This is a genomic window from Microvirga massiliensis (genome assembly GCF_001006805.1).
Lineage (GTDB): Bacteria > Pseudomonadota > Alphaproteobacteria > Rhizobiales > Beijerinckiaceae > Microvirga > Microvirga massiliensis.
This window is the reverse complement of sequence record NZ_LN811352.1, coordinates 61,803-77,533: the sequence shown is the minus strand read 5'-3', so window position 1 is coordinate 77,533 and position 15,731 is coordinate 61,803. Positions and strand designations below refer to the sequence as shown.

Genomic DNA, 15,731 nt, shown 5'->3' with positions numbered 1-15,731 from the left:
GAGCCCGAATTCCGCGTCCCGGGACCTCTGCCGATGCCTACTTCTTCTCCATCACGCACTGCAGCGGGTGCTGGTGCTTCCGGGCGAAGTCCATAACTTGCGTGACCTTGGTCTCGGCCACCTCGTAGGTAAATACGCCGCACTCCCCGACGCCGTTCTGGTGCACGTGCAACATGATGCGCGTCGCATCTTCACGGTTCTTGTTGAAGAAGCGCTCCAGGACATGAACGACGAACTCCATGGGGGTGTAGTCGTCGTTCAGCAGGAGAACGCGGTAAAGGTTCGGTCGTTTCGTCCGAGGCTTAGTCTTCGCGATGATCGCTGTGCCGGCACGGCCGTCATCATCGCCACCGGCCGACCCCGTCCCGGCGGCATGCAAAGCGGCTGTCACCGAGCAAAGCCAGCGGCCATCAATCGTCGGCACCATGTCGTATCGATAAACCCCGTCCGGACCTTATGCAGTCCCGCTCCGGAATGCACCGATGCGAGCCCGCCACCCAAACTGAATGTATAGTCTGCCCAGGTGGGCTTCCAGATCAAGCGTCCATGTTCACGGCGTCGCGGGCCGGTGGACGGGAGGAAGGGCGGAACGTCGCAACACCGGATCGGCAAGGGTTTGTGAAGGGATCGCCAGAACGAAAAAAGGCGCCGGCTGGTCGCCGGCGCCTCGGACGCAACACAACTTTGGACGAAGCGGCTTACTTCGCAGGGGCCTTGGTGACGATCGTCTCGAAGGGCCTGAAAGCATCCTTGGCGACGGCGGCATAGAGCTCGCCCATCTTTGTCGTCTGGGCAACGAAGCCCTCATAGGAGTTCTTCAGGAATTCCGTCTGGATTTCGACAGCCTTGTCGAGGGTCTTCGCGCCAACGAGCTTCTCGACGGTCGCCGTGCCCTGCTCGAAACTCTTCCGGGCGTACTCGGCCGCCTCGACGGCGATGGTCTGCGCACCCTTCGTGACGGCCCCGAAGGTCTTCATGGCCGCGTCCATGTTATCCTGGCCGAATTTCTGGAACTGGTCGAACTGCTGAATCATGGCTTGCTCGGCGGTCGCACCGCCGCTCCTGATTGAATCCCCGCCGAAAATCGACAGACCACGCCTTATAGGTGCACTGCACAAAATCTGTCAAGAAATTTGTGCAGTGCAACATAACCCGATCTCGCGTGCCGGGAGCCAGGCCTTAACCGACTCGTAACCGCAAACTCCTAGCGTCAGCCCATGTGTTGCGCCGGCCACGCTTGGGAGCAGAGCGCCGGCGCCATCCGAGAATGTTGCATCAGGGACGGTTGCGTAATGAATCTCGGCTGTGTTTCGGGACGTAGAACTCTCGCCATCAGCGCCATTTGCGGAATTTTCGCAACTGTTGCAGTTGCACTCCCCAGTCCAGCCGAGGCCGCCAGGCGCAAGAAAGCTGCCGGCGGCGGATACAATCCACCCTACGCGGCTATGGTCGTGGACGCCAAGACGGGGCGGGTCCTCCATGCGGAAAACGAGGATGCCCTGCGGCACCCGGCCTCGGTCACTAAGGTTATGACGCTGTACCTTTTGTTCGAGCAGTTGGAGCGTGGAAAGCTCTCGCTCGACAGCCGGCTCCAGGTTTCCGCGAACGCGGCAGCTCAAGCGCCTTCAAAGCTCGGGTTGCGGGCGGGTTCGTCCATCGCTGTCGAGGACGTCATCAAAGCGCTCGTCACGAAGTCCGCAAATGACGCAGCGGTTGTAATCGCCGAGAACCTAGCGGTATCCGAGGACGCGTTCGCCGAGCAGATGACTCGCCGCGCCCGCTCCCTCGGGATGAGCCGGACCACATTCCGCAACGCATCAGGTCTCCCCAACCCGGAGCAGGTCACGACTGCGCGCGACCTGACCACCCTCGCGCGGGCGATCCAGGACCGGTTCCCCAAATACTACTCGTATTTCCAGACCCGGGTATTTGAATTCGGGGGAGCGCGTTACGCCAATCACAACAAGCTCCTGGGACGAGTCGAAGGCGTGGATGGCATCAAGACGGGTTTCACCCGGGCCTCCGGCTTCAACCTGATGACGAACGCCCGCACCGAAACCCGACATATCGTCGCCGTCGTGCTAGGAGGGCGCTCTGGCCCGAGCCGGGATCGGATCATGGCGTCCCTGGTCGAGTCCAATCTGCCGAAGGCCTATGCGGGTGCTCGTACGGCGCCTCTCGTCGGTGAGGGCCCTCGTCCGGTCGCTGTGGCTGATGCCGCGTCGCGCCGTGACCTGAACGTCGAGACCACGGCCGCAACGTCTCCGTCCAGGGCTGCGGCCGAGCCGCGCAAGCCGCTCGATCTCAACTCGCTCCGGCCCGTGGTTGCGTCGGCCGCGGGTGCGACCTCCACGACCACGCCGGTATCTAAACCCCTGCGGTGGAAGGCCGGTGCGCAGCCGCTGCCTCTCTCGGCTCACGCGTATGCAGCGGTAGAGGATTCGGAGCCCGCGACACGCCCGGTCGGTTCGACCGGCAAATTCGACGACAGGCTGCCGGCCCCTCCCCCTCCTGCTCCGCCTTCCCCCGCTGCCCCGCAGGCGAAGCGTGAGGCCCCTCGCGCCACTCCGTCGGGCTGGGTCATTCAGCTCGGCGCGACGGATGACGAGGACAAGGCCAAAGCCATCCTGGAATCCGCACGTTCGCGACTGGGGCGTGCCCTCACGGGTGTCGAGCCCTTCACGGAGAAGGTGTCCAAGTCCGGGACAACGCTCTTCCGCGCTCGCTTCTCCGGCTTTGAAGGGGCGGACGAGGCACAGAAGGCCTGCAAGGCTCTGAAACGGAGTGGGTTTGCCTGCTTCGCAACCCGGAGCTGAGGCTTCTCCGGCCAGTGCGGGATCAATCTCGATCAGGTGGATCCCGCATTTTGGCTTGTCGCTCAGCACGAGCCCGTCGGAGAGCCGTTTTTCACTCTCCGGGATCTGCGCCGGGAGCGGCCTCCTTCGGATCGCTCCTTGTCCTCAGGTTGTCCGTGTCGCGCGTGGAGTATCAGCGATGCCGGCTCAGCAAGATCTCCTTGGCCTCGTTTACGCGAGCCGCGAGATACGTCGTCCCGCCCTGGTCGGGATGCAATTTCTTCATCAGCGTCCGGTGAGCGCGCCTGATGTCATCGGCGCCCGCGCCCGGCTCAAGTCCCAGGATCTGATAGGCCTCCTGATCGGTCATTGCGCCCGCTTGCGTGCCCGCTCCCGTCCGCGCGTCGCCATCGCTTTGAGCGTGTTCACGCCAGCCGGCAAACCGGCGGTCGAGATAAGCCTCTAGCAAGCGGAGACCATCGGGATCCGTCGCTCGGCATTCCTCGACGAGGCTGATGATTCCGCTCTTGTCGAGCTGATTCAGGCGCTTTCCGGCATGCTGGCCCGCCAGTACGGTTCCATCCATCGCACCCGTACCGTGATCCAACTCCATCTCGATCAGAGCCGAGCGGACTCGCGAGATGCCCGGCATTCTCGAACCTCCTCCCGGCAATCGCATCCTGCTCCAGCCCAGGAGGGATGCCCCAATTCCCCCCAGGAGGAGGGCCATGTCGATCCGGCCCCTCGCACCCAGAAGGACAGCCGCGCCTAGGCTGAGGATGCCAGCAATCATCTTTCCCGCTTTAGCCACGGCACGGACGTCCGCGCGGGCAAACACGGTGCTGAGCCACCACAGTGCGAGAACCGCGGCGATACCGTACATCAGGCTCATGAGGACGCTCCACGGAGCGACGTGAGAAGCGCCCTTGCCTCCGGTTCGCGGGCGGCGAGCCGGATCAGACCGTCCGTGCCCTGGCTCGCATAGGTTGCCGCGGCACGCAGCAGTCCGACGAGGCGCTCAGGCGCCTTGTGGTCGAACCGCTCATAGGCGCCCCCCGTGATTCGAGCGATTTCCCGAAACGCCAGCTCCGCCCTACGATCAGGCCCCTCCTGGAACATGAAAGCCTTGACGCCCAGGATACCGAGTTCCCCGGCAACCGCGCAGAGCTCGTCGATGGACTCCTCCATGGCGTCGCCCACGAACACCATGACCCGCAGTGGCCCTGATTCGGCTGCGCTGCGCACATGGCGCAGGACCCGGCCTATCTGAGTTTTGCCGCCTTGGCACCGGATACGGCACATGAGGTCGCGCAGGGCGCGCCCGTCCGCCACCCACCGCGAGGCGCGGCACTCGCCGAAACCGCGGAAGTAGACGAGTTGGATCGTGAGGCCGCCAACCTCACCGACCGCGTCGAACATGGCGGCTTGGAGATGGGTTGCGAGATCCCACGTCGGCTGGCGGCTCATCGTCGCGTCGAGGGCAAAGATGAGCCGCGCCGCGGCATCAGAGACCGCAACGCGCTTGGCGTCCTCCAGGAAGCGATCGATCGCGCCGGATTGCCCGGTCGCGGTGACATCCGTCTTGCGCGACATTCTCTCTCCAAGGGCAGATGTGGGCCCTTGGATCAAAGATGTAAACGCCTGTCAGGACTGCCGGAAGGTGCCCCGACCGCGGACGGCTTTTTTCGATCAGTGGAGCCGGCGTACAGGAAGGCTTTCTCGCTCGCGCTCCCACGCCTTGGCTGAAATACCGTTTACACCCAAATCGCCGAGCCGATGGCTCAGCGAGACAAATGCTCTTTCACTGGCAACGATATCGGACTCGTTCTCGATTTCGGCGCTGTCGCTGGCTTCGAGTTCAGCTGAGGCTCGGCGCTCGAGAGCGGCTGAAAGTTCAGCATAAGCGAACGCCACCGGCATCGTGCGAAAGATGGTTGAGAAATCCTCGTCAAGGGTGCCGGTTTCCAGATCGCGCATCTGAACGAGGTATCCGTCTGAATGTTCGCATACCTCGTAACGCCAGTGCCGACCCTCGGATGCTGCCAGGAGCATCGCCACCTCCACTCAACTGATACATCGAGCCAATGCGTACCCGAGCCACCCGGTTCCGCTTACCTCAGCGCAGGGACAGAGTCGGTAACGCTTGACGATCAGAGAAGGCCCAGCTCCGCAAGCTCGCGACGGAGTGCTTCGGGCATTTGTGCAAGTCCGTCATGCTCCGAATTTAGGTCTCGGGGGGCATCGGACGGCTGGAGATAGCGCCAACCCTGGAACGGCCGGCAGGGACGAGGCTCGACCGGGATCACTGCCGAATCGAGCACGAGGTGACACCGCCCGATTCCGCCAGCGTCGGTAAATGGTCGGATGTCGAGGAGTGGCTGCCGGCAGCTAACCTGGCCCTTGATCACCCAGTAGAGCGATCCACCATCCAGGAGATCCGCACACTTCCTCGGTAACATTCGTGTCGTGTGCGTCTGTTCGTAAACGCGACCCATCCGGTGATGATGGAGCCGGTTCTCCTCAATCCAATCCTTGAGATCGCTGATCGACTCACAGCCGACACAGAGCTTCAGCAGATGGAGGGTCATGATTGAGGAGAAGCACGATATTGATGGATCGTAAACGGCACGAACCGACGCGGCTAAAATACCACGCGGCCTGCTAGGCCGGTTCGCCCTCGGCTTGGATCGTAAACAGCCGGGCCCCCTCCTCGACCTGCGCTCCAGCGACTGCGGAGACCTCGACTATATCACCCGCAACGGGGGCAACGAGAGCGTGCTCCATTTTCATGGCCTCCATGATGGCGAGCCGTTGCCCTTTCGCGACCCGATCCCCCACCGAGACAAACTGCGCCACGAGCTTTCCGTGCATTGGCGCGCGGACGGTCCCACCCTCATCGAGATGTTCGAGATCCACGTCGAACGGATCGTACAGGGCGACGCGCGTCTGACGTCCCTGGTCGAGCACGAGAACTGCACCGTCCGCCGGGATCACCTGATTCCGATCCGGATCCGTTGCATTCGAACCCTGCACGAGAGGCTGTTCGTCATGCCACTCGACGATCAGCGTTGCTGCCTCACCGTCAGTGACAACCGGGAGTGAAAAGTGACGCTGGCCTACGAGCTGGAAAGCGTCATTGGCGTTCCACGGGTCTCTCGCCGCGTCGGATGGCAATGATGAACGGAGCTTCTCCATATTCCTTTTCAGGAGATGCAGAGCGCCTGTGCGGATCGCATTCGGCGATGGCGGCTGAGGCACTGCTCCGAGCTTGGCAAGATTCTGGTCGATGTAGCCCGTATCGAAGACACCGCGGGCAAATTCCTCTTCCTGGCAGAGCCTCTTCAGAAACCCGACATTGCTTTTCGGTCCAGCCACGATCGTATCGCCGAGCGCACGCGCGAGTCGTTGAAGCGCCTCACCACGATCGCTTCCACGCGCGATGATCTTTGCAATCATCGGGTCGTAGAACGGCGTGACCTCTCCTCCCGCCTCGACGCCGGTGTCGACACGGATTCCCTCCCCGCTCGGCAGCCTCAGAGCCCAAAGTTTCCCGGTCGATGGTAAAAACTCGCGCTCGGGATCCTCCGCGTAGACACGCGCCTCCACGGCATGGCCGTCGATCCGAAGATCATCCTGGCTGAACGGCAGGGCCTCGCCCGAGGCGACGCGAAGTTGCAGTTCCACCAGGTCAAGACTGGTGATTGCTTCCGTTACAGGATGCTCGACCTGCAGCCGCGTGTTCATTTCCATGAAGTAGAAGCGATCGGGACGCAGGCCCTCACGAGCGTCTACGATGAACTCGACCGTTCCAGCTCCGACATAACCAACCGCGCGCGCAGCTTCGACAGCCGCAGCCCCCATGGCGCGCCGCATCTCCTCCGTCATCCCCGGCGCAGGGGCCTCTTCGATGACCTTCTGGTGCCGCCGCTGCAGGGAGCAGTCGCGCTCGAACAGGTGCACGATATGGCCATGACTGTCGGCGAAGACCTGGATCTCGATATGCCGGGGGGCGAGAATGTATTTCTCGACGAGAACGCGCGGGTCGCCGAACGCGCCAGTGGCCTCGCGCTGCGCGCTTGCCAAAGCCGCCTCGAATTCGGCAACGCGGTCGACGCGCTTCATGCCTTTGCCGCCACCGCCGGCGACCGCCTTAATGAGAACCGGATACCCGATTTCATAGGCCTTCTGCCGCAGGAAATCCGGCTCCTGGCGCATTCCGTGGTATCCTGGGACGACTGGCACACCGGCCTTCTGCACAAGGGCCTTGGCGGCATCCTTCAAGCCCATCGCCCGTATCGCCGCCGGCGGTGGCCCAACGAAGACGATTCCGTTCGCTGCGCATGCCTCGGCAAACTCGGCTCGCTCCGAGAGGAAGCCATACCCGGGGTGAATGCACTCGGCTCCGGTCCGCCGGGCCACGTCGATAATCGTGTCGATCCGGAGATAGCTCTGCTGCGCAGGAGCCGGACCGATCAGATGCGCCTCATCCGCCAACCTGACGAAAAAGGAGCGTGCATCGGCCTCGGAGTAGACCGCGATTGTCCGCAAGCCCAGCCGGCGCGCGGTCTTGATGATCCGGCAGGCGATCTCGCCGCGATTCGCAATCAGAACGGACCCGAGCATCGCCTGTTCTCTCCCTAGCGCAACTTATCCGTCTGCACCCAAGCCGTTGAAATCCTTTGGCTCGCGCTCAGACGAGCCTAACAATCTGCCTGGTCGCGATCGATGAGCCAAGGCCCATGGCAGCCTCTAGACGCCACTCAGACGGGTGAGCGCTTCCGTGATCTTCGTTCGACGTGACAAGGCATTCTCGCGCCGCTCGCGCTGTTCGTCGATGACTTCCTCGGGCGCGCGATTCAGGAAATCGGCATTGCCGAGTTTCGCATCGATCTTTGCGATCTCGCCTTCGAGCTTGGCGCTCTCCTTGTTGAGGCGAACACGCTCTGCCGCGAGGTCGACAACTCCGGCGAGCGGGAGAGCCGCGACCTCACCGCGCACGATCAATTGCACGGCGTAAGGCGGAGGCGCAGCGGCAATGGTGATCTCCGAAAGGCGGGCGAGCCGCCGGATCGTCTCATCGTTGCGCTCCAGCCGTTCACGGACCTCGTTCGATGGCGACAGGAGAACGAGCGGAATCTGTGCCCCGGCCGGTACGTTGGTCTCCGACCGGGCCGAGCGAATCTCCGTCACGAGGTCGACCACCCACCCGATCTCCGCCTCGGCGGCTTCTTCGATCGCTCCGGTCGTCTCGGTCCAGGGCGCCAGGGCGAGAACGCTCGTGCGCGCAGGCCCCTCTTCACCCGTAATCGCCCAGAGTTCCTCGGTCAGGAAGGGCATGAATGGATGGAGGAGCTTGCAGATCTCGTCGAGGATGAAAGCAATGACGGCTCGTGTCTCGTCCTTGGCAGCGCTGTCCGGCCCCTGGAGAATAGGCTTGGCGAGTTCGAGCATCCAGTCGCAGAACACGTTCCAGACGAAGCGGTAGGCCGCAAGCGCCGCTTCGTTGAACCGGTATGTCTCGATTCCGGCCGTAACCTCGGCGACGGCTCGCGCGCATTCACCGAGAGCCCAGCGATTCAGGGTTTCCTGGGCCGATGCAGGATCGAAAGCTTGCACGCGCCGGCAGCCGTTCATCTCCGCAAAGCGGGCAGCATTCCAGATCTTGGTCGCGAAGTTCCGGTATCCTTCGACCCGCTGCACCGACAACTTGATGTCACGGCCCTGTGCAGCCATCGCTGCAAGAGTCATCCGCAGCGCATCGGCGCCGTAATGATCGATGAGATCGAGCGGGTCGATGACGTTGCCTTTCGACTTGGACATCTTCGCGCCCTTCTCGTCCCGGACGAGCGCATGGATGTAGACCGTGTCGAACGGGACCTCCTTCATGAAATGGATGCCCATCATCATCATGCGGGCAACCCAAAAGAAGATGATGTCGAAGCCGGTGACGAGCGTGTTGGTTGGATAGTAGCGCGCGAGTTCCGGGGTTTGCTCGGGCCAGCCCAAGGTCGAGAACGGCCACAGAGCAGAGGAGAACCAGGTGTCGAGCACATCCTCGTCGCGGACCAGCTTGACGTCGTGCCCATGCTTTTCCCGGGCCTGCCGGTGCGCATCATCCTCACTGGTGGCGACGAAGACATTCCCACTTTCGTCATACCAGGCGGGAATCTGGTGCCCCCACCAGAGCTGACGGGAAATGCACCAGGGCTCGATATTCTCGAGCCACTGGAAATAGGTCTTCTCCCAATTCTCCGGTACGAAGCGGGTCTTGCCACCTCTGACGGCAGCGAGGGCGCGCTCGGCCAGTGGCTTGACGTTCACGTACCACTGGTCGGTGAGATAGGGCTCGATCACCGCGCCAGAACGATCGCCATGCGGCACCGCATGCGTGTGCGGCTCGATCTCGGCGAGCGCTCCCTGCGCCTCGAGCATTTCGACGACCTTCTTGCGCGCATCGAAACGATCGCTGCCGTGGAGGGCGAGCACGCCGTCGAGAATTTCCGAAGGCGGGACATCCGCGAGGAATGCCTCGTTTCCGGCCACCAGGATCTCGCCCTCCCGACCCAGGACATTGATCAGCGGGAGATTATGGCGCCGCCCGACCTCGAAGTCATTGAAGTCGTGGGCCGGCGTAATCTTCACGGCGCCGGTACCCTTCTCCGGGTCGGAGTAAGTGTCGGCGACGATCGGGATCCGGCGTCCGACGAGCGGCAGAATCGCGTGGCGCCCGATGAGATCGCGATAGCGCTCGTCGTCCGGATGCACCGCAACGGCAATGTCGCCCAGCATCGTTTCGGGCCGCGTGGTCGCAACGGTGATGGTGCGATCGGCGGAGCCCGCGATGGGATAGCGAATGTGCCAGAGGTGTCCCTTCAGTTCGATCTGCTGCACCTCGAGATCGGAAATGGCCGTCTGGAACTTGGGATCCCAGTTGACGAGCCGCTTGTCCCTGTAAATCAGGCCCTCGGCATGGAGGTCGACGAACACCTTCAGAACGGCTCGCGAAAGCCCTTCGTCCATGGTGAACCGTTCGCGGGACCAGTCACAGGATGCGCCGAGGCGCCTTAGCTGGCGCTGGATGTTGCCTCCGGACTCGGCTTTCCATTCCCAGACACGGCGGACGAACTCCTCGCGCCCGAGGCTTCGCCGGTCGATCTGTTGCACAGCGAGCTTCCTCTCGACGACCATCTGCGTGGCGATGCCGGCGTGATCCGTGCCCGGCTGCCAGAGGACGTCGCGCCCTCGCATGCGCTCGAACCGGCAGAGGATGTCCTGCAGCGTGTTGTTGAGCGCGTGCCCCATGTGGAGCGAGCCAGTGATATTCGGCGGCGGGATGACGATCGAATAGGGCTTGGCGTTCTTCCGGTCCTCGCGCCCCGCCTTGAAAGCCTGCGCCTCGTCCCAGCGGGCTGCAATGCGCGCCTCCACGGCGGCAGGGTCGAAGCTCTTGTCCATCATGGGTAAAACCGCGGTTGAGCCGGTCCGGGCCGGCAGTCGTGCGGGCTAAAAATCGAACTGATCGCGGCAAGTCAACTCGGACGCGCGAGTCTCGATGTCCCGCAGGGACCTCTCGACGTCCGGCGGCGTCGGGGGCGCGGTCGTGCGGAAGCGGGCCGAATGGCGGCGTCAGCGCCCGCCGCGCGCCACTCGTTCGATCTCCGATCTGACGAGGCGCTCGACGAGAGGCGGGAGGTGCTCGTCGAGCCAAGCCTTGAGCAGCGGGCGAAGGAGGTCGCCCACGAGATCTTCCAGGGTCCGCGGATTGGAGCTCAGGAGCGTCGAGGAGAAGCTTTGGTTCGAGATGGTCGAGGATAGGAGCCCGAATGCCTGCGACACCGTGCTGTCGACGGCCGGCGACAACAGCCCCGATCCGAAATCCTGCTTGGCCGGAGCCTCCGGCGGGGGGGCGATATCCGCCTTGGGTGCGCCGATACCGGCGTCATCGACGCGGAACGAAACATCCTGCTCCGGGAGATCGAGGTCCGCCCCGTGGGAGCCAGCTGCGGCATCGAGCTCGGCCAAGTCCAGCACGTCGCTCGCGTCCTGGGATGGCCCATCCAGCTCTGCCGGCTTGTCGGTGCGTCCGCTATCCTGATCGTCGGCGATGATCCGCCGGATGGAGGCTAAAATCTCCTCCATGGACGGTTCCTGAATCTTCGCACTCGCTGAACTCATGCTCACCACGCCGGCCCCGGAACCCGGAATTGCAGTCTCTCGATGTCGTAGGAGTAGTTCACGGGTCGCGGCGGAGGCAAGCTGAGCGGAGCGCTGCCGGTGGCCATGCACGGGTTTCTTTACTTGCCTTCCGGCGTCGTCAGTCCGAACCAGAGATCCTTGACTTGGTCGTAGTGAAGCTTCGGGCTGTATTGTTCGACATTCAGGCCGATGCTGCGCGACGAGAGGCGTCCGGTCGACTGCACCACGGCATAAGACGCGACGACCCGGTCGCGCTGGGCCGTGATGAGATTCACCCGGGCGTTGAGCAACTCCTGCTGCGCGTTCAGGACATCGAGCGTCGTCCGCTGCCCGACGCGTGCCTCTTCCCGCACGCCATTCAAAGCGGTCTCGCTGGCGTCAACCTGGGCCTGAGCTGCAATTATCTGCGCACGGGCAGCTTCGAGCTGCCCCCAGGAGGAGATCACGGCGGCCCGAACTTGGTCCCTGACCGAATCGGCCTCGAGGCGCCTTTGGCCGACAGTTTCCTTGTCCTGCCGCGTCCGGGCATGGACGTCGCCACCCTGGTAGATCGGCACGGTCAATCGAGCGACAACGGAGGCAGCTGTCCGCTCGTCGCCGGGAATCTGCGAGTCGTAGCGCCGAGCGAACGTCCCGGTAAGCCCGAGCTGCGGAGCGAGTTCTCCCTCCGTGATCCGAACCTGCAACTCCGCTACATCGACCCCATGGAGAGCTGCGTGAATGGCCGGGTGCTCCTTCAGCCCGATCTGCAAGGCCGCCTCGAGAGTGCGAGGAAGCAGCCGGTCAACCGGCCGCCCCGGTGCGAGCTGGCGTGGCTCGACCCCAATGACCTGCCGGTAGGTGGCGATGCTCGTCCGAAGGTTTGCCTCGGCGAGGCTGGCCTGCGATCTTGCCAAAGCCAGACGCGATTCCGCCTGCGCGACGTCAGTTCGAGTAACCTCACCGACCTCGAATCGATCCCGGGTTTGCCGCAACTGCTCGTCGATGACCTCGACGTTGTTCCTCTGAAGATTGAGAATGGCCGTATCCCGCAGAACGTTCATGTAGGCCGTGACGGCATTGAACAGCGTATTCTGCTCGTTGTTGCGCAAAGTCTCCCGCGCACTCATGACAGAGGATTCGGCCTGCCTGACGGAATTGCTCGTCTGGAACCCGTTGAACAGAGTCTGATCGACCTGGACACCAACTCCCCTCGGAGCTGTGCGCGTGACCGTCGTGCTATTAGGATTCACGCCACCAAGGACAGGGCGCGCTGGCGATTCAAATTCCTCGAACAAAGCCCCAGCATCAGCGGTCGCATTGATGCGCGGCCGATAACCCGATTTGGCGCGAGCGACATTCTCGTCCGTTGCGCGCACGCTCGCCCGCTGGGCGTTGAGGGCTGGATTGGCGCCGTAGGCTCTTGCGAGAGCGCTCTCGAGCGTCTCCGCAGAGGCCGGCAACACCGCCATGATCGCTCCGGCGCTCACGGCGACACGGATCGTCCGGTGAATTCTCGCCAGTGCGATCACCTTGATTGAGCCCACCAAAACCTGCCAGCGTTATGATTATCCGACACGCCAGAACCGGAGCGCCGGAGCCCTCTCTGGAACATACCGATTAGCTTGGAGGCGACAACCCGGCAGCAACGCTTGATGGGCGGTTCTTGGTCGAGTGCCGCAAAAAAGCTACACCCGCCCCACCCCCCGCGCAGGGGCGAACTTCAGAAGACGAAGCCGGGCTCTGACCGGAAGGCTTCGAGAGTCGGCGCGGCCGCATCGAAAAGGATGCGGGATCCGATGGCCTCCCCGGCCCGGATGAACAGTGTCGCGCGGCCTATCGGGCCCTGCCCGACCACGCAAGCCAGCCGGCCCCGATCGGCAAGCTGAGCAAACAGGCTCTCGGGCCTCGTCTCGACCGAGCCATTCACCAGGATGGCATCGTAGGGGCCGTGCTCGGCATCGCCATGAGCGAGCGGCCCCGTCTGGACCCTGACCGACGGAGATAGAGACGAAAGCCGCTCCTTCGCGGCCGCAGTCAGCGCCTCGTCCTCGTCCAGGGCTACGACCGTGCCGCCGAGTTGAGCCATGACGGCGCTGGAGTAGCCTAGGCCGCAGGCCACATCGAGGACCCGTGTGCCCTCCCCGATCTCGAGAGCTTGGATGAGACGCCCGAGCACCATCGGTGAGAGCATCATCCGGGCGCGAGCCCCGGACCCGAGAGGAATATCCTGATCCGAATAGGCGAGATCTTCCCAGCCCGGCAGAACGAAGCGCTCGCGCGAAACGGTGTCCATCGCGGCAAGCAGCGGCAGATCGTTCACGTCGAACGTCCGCAGCTGGCTATCGACCATCGTGCGGCGCGCCTGCGCGAAATCGACCATGGAAAGTGCCTCTGTGGATAACGAGGAGCGCATGAGAAAGAGTTGGAGGCCTCGGAGGGAATCGAACCCCCGTACAAGGATTTGCAGTCCTCTGCGTAACCACTCCGCCACGAGGCCGTTGGGCGTTGCCGCTCTGCGACAATCGCTCAATAGCAGAGCGGCGCCACGCAGGGCAACCGCTTCACGGTATTTGCGCGACGCAATTTCTTGCCGCTGGAAAAGGGCTGGAAAAGGGGTTGCAACCCGATCTTTCGGTGATATATGGCACCCACCCTGATCCGCGATAGCTCAGTCGGTAGAGCAAGCGGCTGTTAACCGCTGGGTCGCAGGTTCGAGTCCTGCTCGCGGAGCCAATTCGGAAGGCCGGGCTGCACAAGCAGCCCGGCCTTTTCGCTTATGAAGCGTGGGTCGTCGTGGCCGGAGCCATTTCAGGCTCGATCCGACACACGAAGCTGGTTGCTCGTCTCAAGCTGTTCGATGCGTGCCGGACCGCCGAGAGGTTCCGTGTCGGCAGCAATGGCACTAAGGTGCCCGCCAACCCGCGGGAGCGACATGACCGAACTTCTTTTCCGTAATGACGCGTATCTCACCTCGTGCACGGCGCAGGTGCTCGAACATCTGGACAATGGAGTCGTCCTCGACCGCACCGTCTTCTATCCGCAGGGCGGTGGCCAGCCTGGGGATGCCGGATTCGCAGAGGGGCCCGGCGGCGCACGGAATGCCATCGCCAATACGGTCTATGCCCCGGACCGCACACGAATTCTGCACCTTTTCGCTTCCAGCGAGGCCCTGCCGGCCCCCGGCGACCAGATCCGCCTCGAGCTCGATTGGGAGAGGCGCCTCGCCTTTATGCGGATCCACACCGCCCTCCACCTCCTCAGTGTCGTGCTCCCGTTCCCGGTCACGGGTGGCTCGATCGGCCAGGGCGAAGGCCGCCTCGACTTCGATATTCCTGAAGGGGGACTAGACCGGGAGGAGCTGACCCGGAGGCTCATGGAGCTGGTGGAGCGGGACGCTCCGGTCCGGGAACGGTGGATCACGGATGAGGAACTCGACGCCAATCCGGGCCTGGTGAAGACGATGGCGGTGAAGCCTCCACGGGGTGCCGGCCGGGTGCGTCTCGTCGAGATCGAGGGAATCGATCTGCAGCCCTGCGGCGGGACCCATGTCAGAAGTACCGGCGAGATCGGCGTCGTCACCGTGACCGATATCGAGAAGAAGGGGCGGCAGAACCGCCGCGTCCGAATCAAGCTGGTGTGAGGATGTGATGGACAGCCGACAAGATAGCCCCTTCGTTTCGGGCGAGTGGCTGAACCAGCGCCTCGGGGCCCCGGACATCGTGGTTGTGGACGGCTCCTGGTATCTTCCGGCGATGAACCGCGATCCTGCGGCGGAGTACCTCGAGGGCCATATTCCAGGAGCGATCCGGTTCGACCTCGATGCGGTCCGGGACGAGAGTTCACCGCTCCCGCACATGCTGCCCTCGCCGAACCGGTTCGCCGCGGCGGTCGGTGCGCTCGGAATCGGCGATGGGATGCGAATCGTCGTCTATGATGGCGCCGGACTCTTTGCCGCGCCACGCGTGTGGTGGACCTTCCGCACTTTTGGTGCGCGCGACGTGGTCATCCTCGATGGCGGGCTCCCGGTTTGGCGCGCCGAAGGGCGGCCCATCGAAGAGGGATCACCAGCCCCTCGCGCTCCCCGCACCTTCACGGCACGGCTCGACCATTCGGCCATCGCCGACCTGGCTTCCGTCCGGCGTGCCCTCGAGACAGGATCGGCACAGGTCGTCGATGCTCGTCCTGCCGGCCGCTTTCGCGGCGAGGCGCCCGAGCCCCGCCCAGGCGTCCGAGCCGGCCATATGCCCGGAAGCCTGAATCTGCCCTCCAGCGAACTCGTCGCCGCCGGGCGCCTGAAAACTCGGTCCGATCTCGAAGAGACGATGCGCCGGGCCGGCCTCGATCTCGAACGGCCGGTGATCACATCGTGCGGGTCCGGCGTCTCAGCGGCCATCCTGACCGTTGCGCTCGAGATGCTCGGCCGGCCTGCGCAAGCGCTTTACGACGGTTCGTGGGCGGAATGGGGTTCGCGCAAAGATCTTCCGGTCGCAACCGGAGCGCCCTTGAAACAAGCATAAGGGCAGATCCGAGGCCGGACGCGCTGCTTGCCGGCGGGACCAAGATCCCGCCGCGAGACGGCTCAGTGCAGGATTTGGCTGAGAAAGAGTCGGGTGCGCTCGTGCTGAGGGTTCGTGAAGAACTCCTTTGGCGTGTTCATCTCGACGATCTGGCCGTAATCCATGAAGATCACCCGGTCTGCGACCTGACGGGCAAAGCCCATCTCGTGCGTGACGCACAGCATGGTCATGCCCTCCTCGG

General features: G+C 63.5%; 14 protein-coding genes, 2 tRNA genes and 1 pseudogene. 4 read left to right on the top strand and 13 right to left on the bottom strand.

Annotated features, from left to right (window positions below):
• Positions 1–37: 37 nt before the first annotated feature.
• Both clpS and BN1233_RS09310 read right to left on the bottom strand, forming a co-directional pair.
• The gene (gene clpS / locus BN1233_RS09315) at positions 38–427 is read right to left on the bottom strand and encodes an ATP-dependent Clp protease adapter ClpS (protein WP_046863318.1); all 390 of its coding nucleotides are present in this window, start codon (positions 425–427) and stop codon (positions 38–40) included.
• Positions 428–698: 271 nt separating this feature from the next.
• Positions 699–1,034, bottom strand: coding sequence for a phasin family protein (locus tag BN1233_RS09310; protein WP_046863317.1), 336 nt, complete (start codon positions 1,032–1,034; stop codon positions 699–701).
• 258 nt (positions 1,035–1,292) lie between these two features.
• Here BN1233_RS09310 and BN1233_RS09305 point away from each other — a divergent pair, with 258 nt between their 5' ends.
• Positions 1,293–2,816 carry a serine hydrolase gene (locus tag BN1233_RS09305; RefSeq protein WP_082145330.1) on the top strand — a complete coding sequence of 508 codons (1,524 nt, stop codon included), beginning with the start codon at positions 1,293–1,295 and terminating at the stop codon, positions 2,814–2,816.
• Between the two features lie 172 nt (positions 2,817–2,988).
• Here the strand turns inward: BN1233_RS09305 and BN1233_RS09300 are convergent, their stop codons facing one another.
• From BN1233_RS09300 to BN1233_RS09255, 10 genes are all read right to left on the bottom strand, one after another.
• The gene (locus tag BN1233_RS09300) at positions 2,989–3,687 is read right to left on the bottom strand and encodes a DnaJ domain-containing protein (RefSeq protein WP_046863316.1); all 699 of its coding nucleotides are present in this window, start codon (positions 3,685–3,687) and stop codon (positions 2,989–2,991) included.
• Positions 3,684–4,388 carry a vWA domain-containing protein gene (locus BN1233_RS09295; RefSeq protein ID WP_046863315.1) on the bottom strand — a complete coding sequence of 235 codons (705 nt, stop codon included), beginning with the start codon at positions 4,386–4,388 and terminating at the stop codon, positions 3,684–3,686. Before BN1233_RS09295 ends, BN1233_RS09300 begins: the two co-directional genes overlap by 4 nt.
• A gap of 96 nt (positions 4,389–4,484) precedes the next feature.
• Entirely contained in the window at positions 4,485–4,772 is a 288-nt protein-coding gene (locus tag BN1233_RS09290) for a hypothetical protein (RefSeq protein ID WP_244470654.1), read from the bottom strand.
• A 173-nt stretch (positions 4,773–4,945) separates the two neighbouring features.
• Entirely contained in the window at positions 4,946–5,383 is a 438-nt protein-coding gene (locus tag BN1233_RS09285) for a DUF1489 family protein (RefSeq protein WP_046863313.1), read from the bottom strand.
• Between the two features lie 73 nt (positions 5,384–5,456).
• Positions 5,457–7,418 carry an acetyl/propionyl/methylcrotonyl-CoA carboxylase subunit alpha gene (locus tag BN1233_RS09280; protein WP_046863312.1) on the bottom strand — a complete coding sequence of 654 codons (1,962 nt, stop codon included), beginning with the start codon at positions 7,416–7,418 and terminating at the stop codon, positions 5,457–5,459.
• A gap of 126 nt (positions 7,419–7,544) precedes the next feature.
• The gene (locus BN1233_RS09275) at positions 7,545–10,253 is read right to left on the bottom strand and encodes a valine--tRNA ligase (RefSeq protein ID WP_046863311.1); all 2,709 of its coding nucleotides are present in this window, start codon (positions 10,251–10,253) and stop codon (positions 7,545–7,547) included.
• A gap of 168 nt (positions 10,254–10,421) precedes the next feature.
• A complete protein-coding gene (locus BN1233_RS09270; protein WP_046863310.1) occupies positions 10,422–10,934 on the bottom strand; it encodes a DUF2497 domain-containing protein in 513 nt (170 codons plus the stop codon).
• A 155-nt stretch (positions 10,935–11,089) separates the two neighbouring features.
• Entirely contained in the window at positions 11,090–12,442 is a 1,353-nt protein-coding gene (locus tag BN1233_RS09265) for a TolC family outer membrane protein (RefSeq protein WP_082145413.1), read from the bottom strand.
• A gap of 251 nt (positions 12,443–12,693) precedes the next feature.
• A complete protein-coding gene (locus tag BN1233_RS09260) occupies positions 12,694–13,353 on the bottom strand; it encodes a protein-L-isoaspartate O-methyltransferase family protein (protein WP_046863848.1) in 660 nt (219 codons plus the stop codon).
• Positions 13,354–13,396: 43 nt separating this feature from the next.
• A tRNA-Cys gene (locus BN1233_RS09255) sits at positions 13,397–13,470 on the bottom strand.
• A gap of 160 nt (positions 13,471–13,630) precedes the next feature.
• Here BN1233_RS09255 and BN1233_RS09250 point away from each other — a divergent pair.
• The 3 genes from BN1233_RS09250 (at position 13,631) to sseA (ending at position 15,490) form a co-directional block, all read left to right on the top strand.
• Positions 13,631–13,706: transfer RNA gene (locus BN1233_RS09250), tRNA-Asn, on the top strand.
• A 199-nt stretch (positions 13,707–13,905) separates the two neighbouring features.
• A complete protein-coding gene (locus BN1233_RS09245; protein ID WP_046863309.1) occupies positions 13,906–14,613 on the top strand; it encodes an alanyl-tRNA editing protein in 708 nt (235 codons plus the stop codon).
• Between the two features lie 7 nt (positions 14,614–14,620).
• Positions 14,621–15,490, top strand: coding sequence for a 3-mercaptopyruvate sulfurtransferase (gene sseA / locus BN1233_RS09240; RefSeq protein WP_046863308.1), 870 nt, complete (start codon positions 14,621–14,623; stop codon positions 15,488–15,490).
• A gap of 62 nt (positions 15,491–15,552) precedes the next feature.
• Here the strand turns inward: sseA and BN1233_RS09235 are convergent.
• A pseudogene (locus tag BN1233_RS09235) lies at positions 15,553–15,731 on the bottom strand (amino acid ABC transporter ATP-binding protein); the annotation flags it as partial.

Bases quoted from the DNA above. Each gene is read 5' to 3' on its own strand.
- BN1233_RS09265 (WP_082145413.1), bottom strand. From the start codon at position 12,442: ATGGCGGTGTTGCCGGCCTCTGCGGAGACGCTCGAGAGCGCTCTCGCA.
- BN1233_RS09245 (WP_046863309.1), top strand. From the start codon at position 13,906: ATGACCGAACTTCTTTTCCGTAATGACGCGTATCTCACCTCGTGCACG.
- BN1233_RS09310 (WP_046863317.1), bottom strand. From the start codon at position 1,034: ATGATTCAGCAGTTCGACCAGTTCCAGAAATTCGGCCAGGATAACATG.
- BN1233_RS09260 (WP_046863848.1), bottom strand. From the start codon at position 13,353: ATGGTCGATTTCGCGCAGGCGCGCCGCACGATGGTCGATAGCCAGCTG.
- BN1233_RS09290 (WP_244470654.1), bottom strand. From the start codon at position 4,772: ATGCGCGATCTGGAAACCGGCACCCTTGACGAGGATTTCTCAACCATC.
- BN1233_RS09270 (WP_046863310.1), bottom strand. From the start codon at position 10,934: ATGGAGGAGATTTTAGCCTCCATCCGGCGGATCATCGCCGACGATCAG.
- BN1233_RS09300 (WP_046863316.1), bottom strand. From the start codon at position 3,687: ATGAGCCTGATGTACGGTATCGCCGCGGTTCTCGCACTGTGGTGGCTC.
- BN1233_RS09285 (WP_046863313.1), bottom strand. From the start codon at position 5,383: ATGACCCTCCATCTGCTGAAGCTCTGTGTCGGCTGTGAGTCGATCAGC.
- sseA (WP_046863308.1), top strand. From the start codon at position 14,621: ATGGACAGCCGACAAGATAGCCCCTTCGTTTCGGGCGAGTGGCTGAAC.
- clpS (WP_046863318.1), bottom strand. From the start codon at position 427: ATGGTGCCGACGATTGATGGCCGCTGGCTTTGCTCGGTGACAGCCGCT.
- BN1233_RS09305 (WP_082145330.1), top strand. From the start codon at position 1,293: ATGAATCTCGGCTGTGTTTCGGGACGTAGAACTCTCGCCATCAGCGCC.
- BN1233_RS09275 (WP_046863311.1), bottom strand. From the start codon at position 10,253: ATGATGGACAAGAGCTTCGACCCTGCCGCCGTGGAGGCGCGCATTGCA.
- BN1233_RS09295 (WP_046863315.1), bottom strand. From the start codon at position 4,388: ATGTCGCGCAAGACGGATGTCACCGCGACCGGGCAATCCGGCGCGATC.
- BN1233_RS09280 (WP_046863312.1), bottom strand. From the start codon at position 7,418: ATGCTCGGGTCCGTTCTGATTGCGAATCGCGGCGAGATCGCCTGCCGG.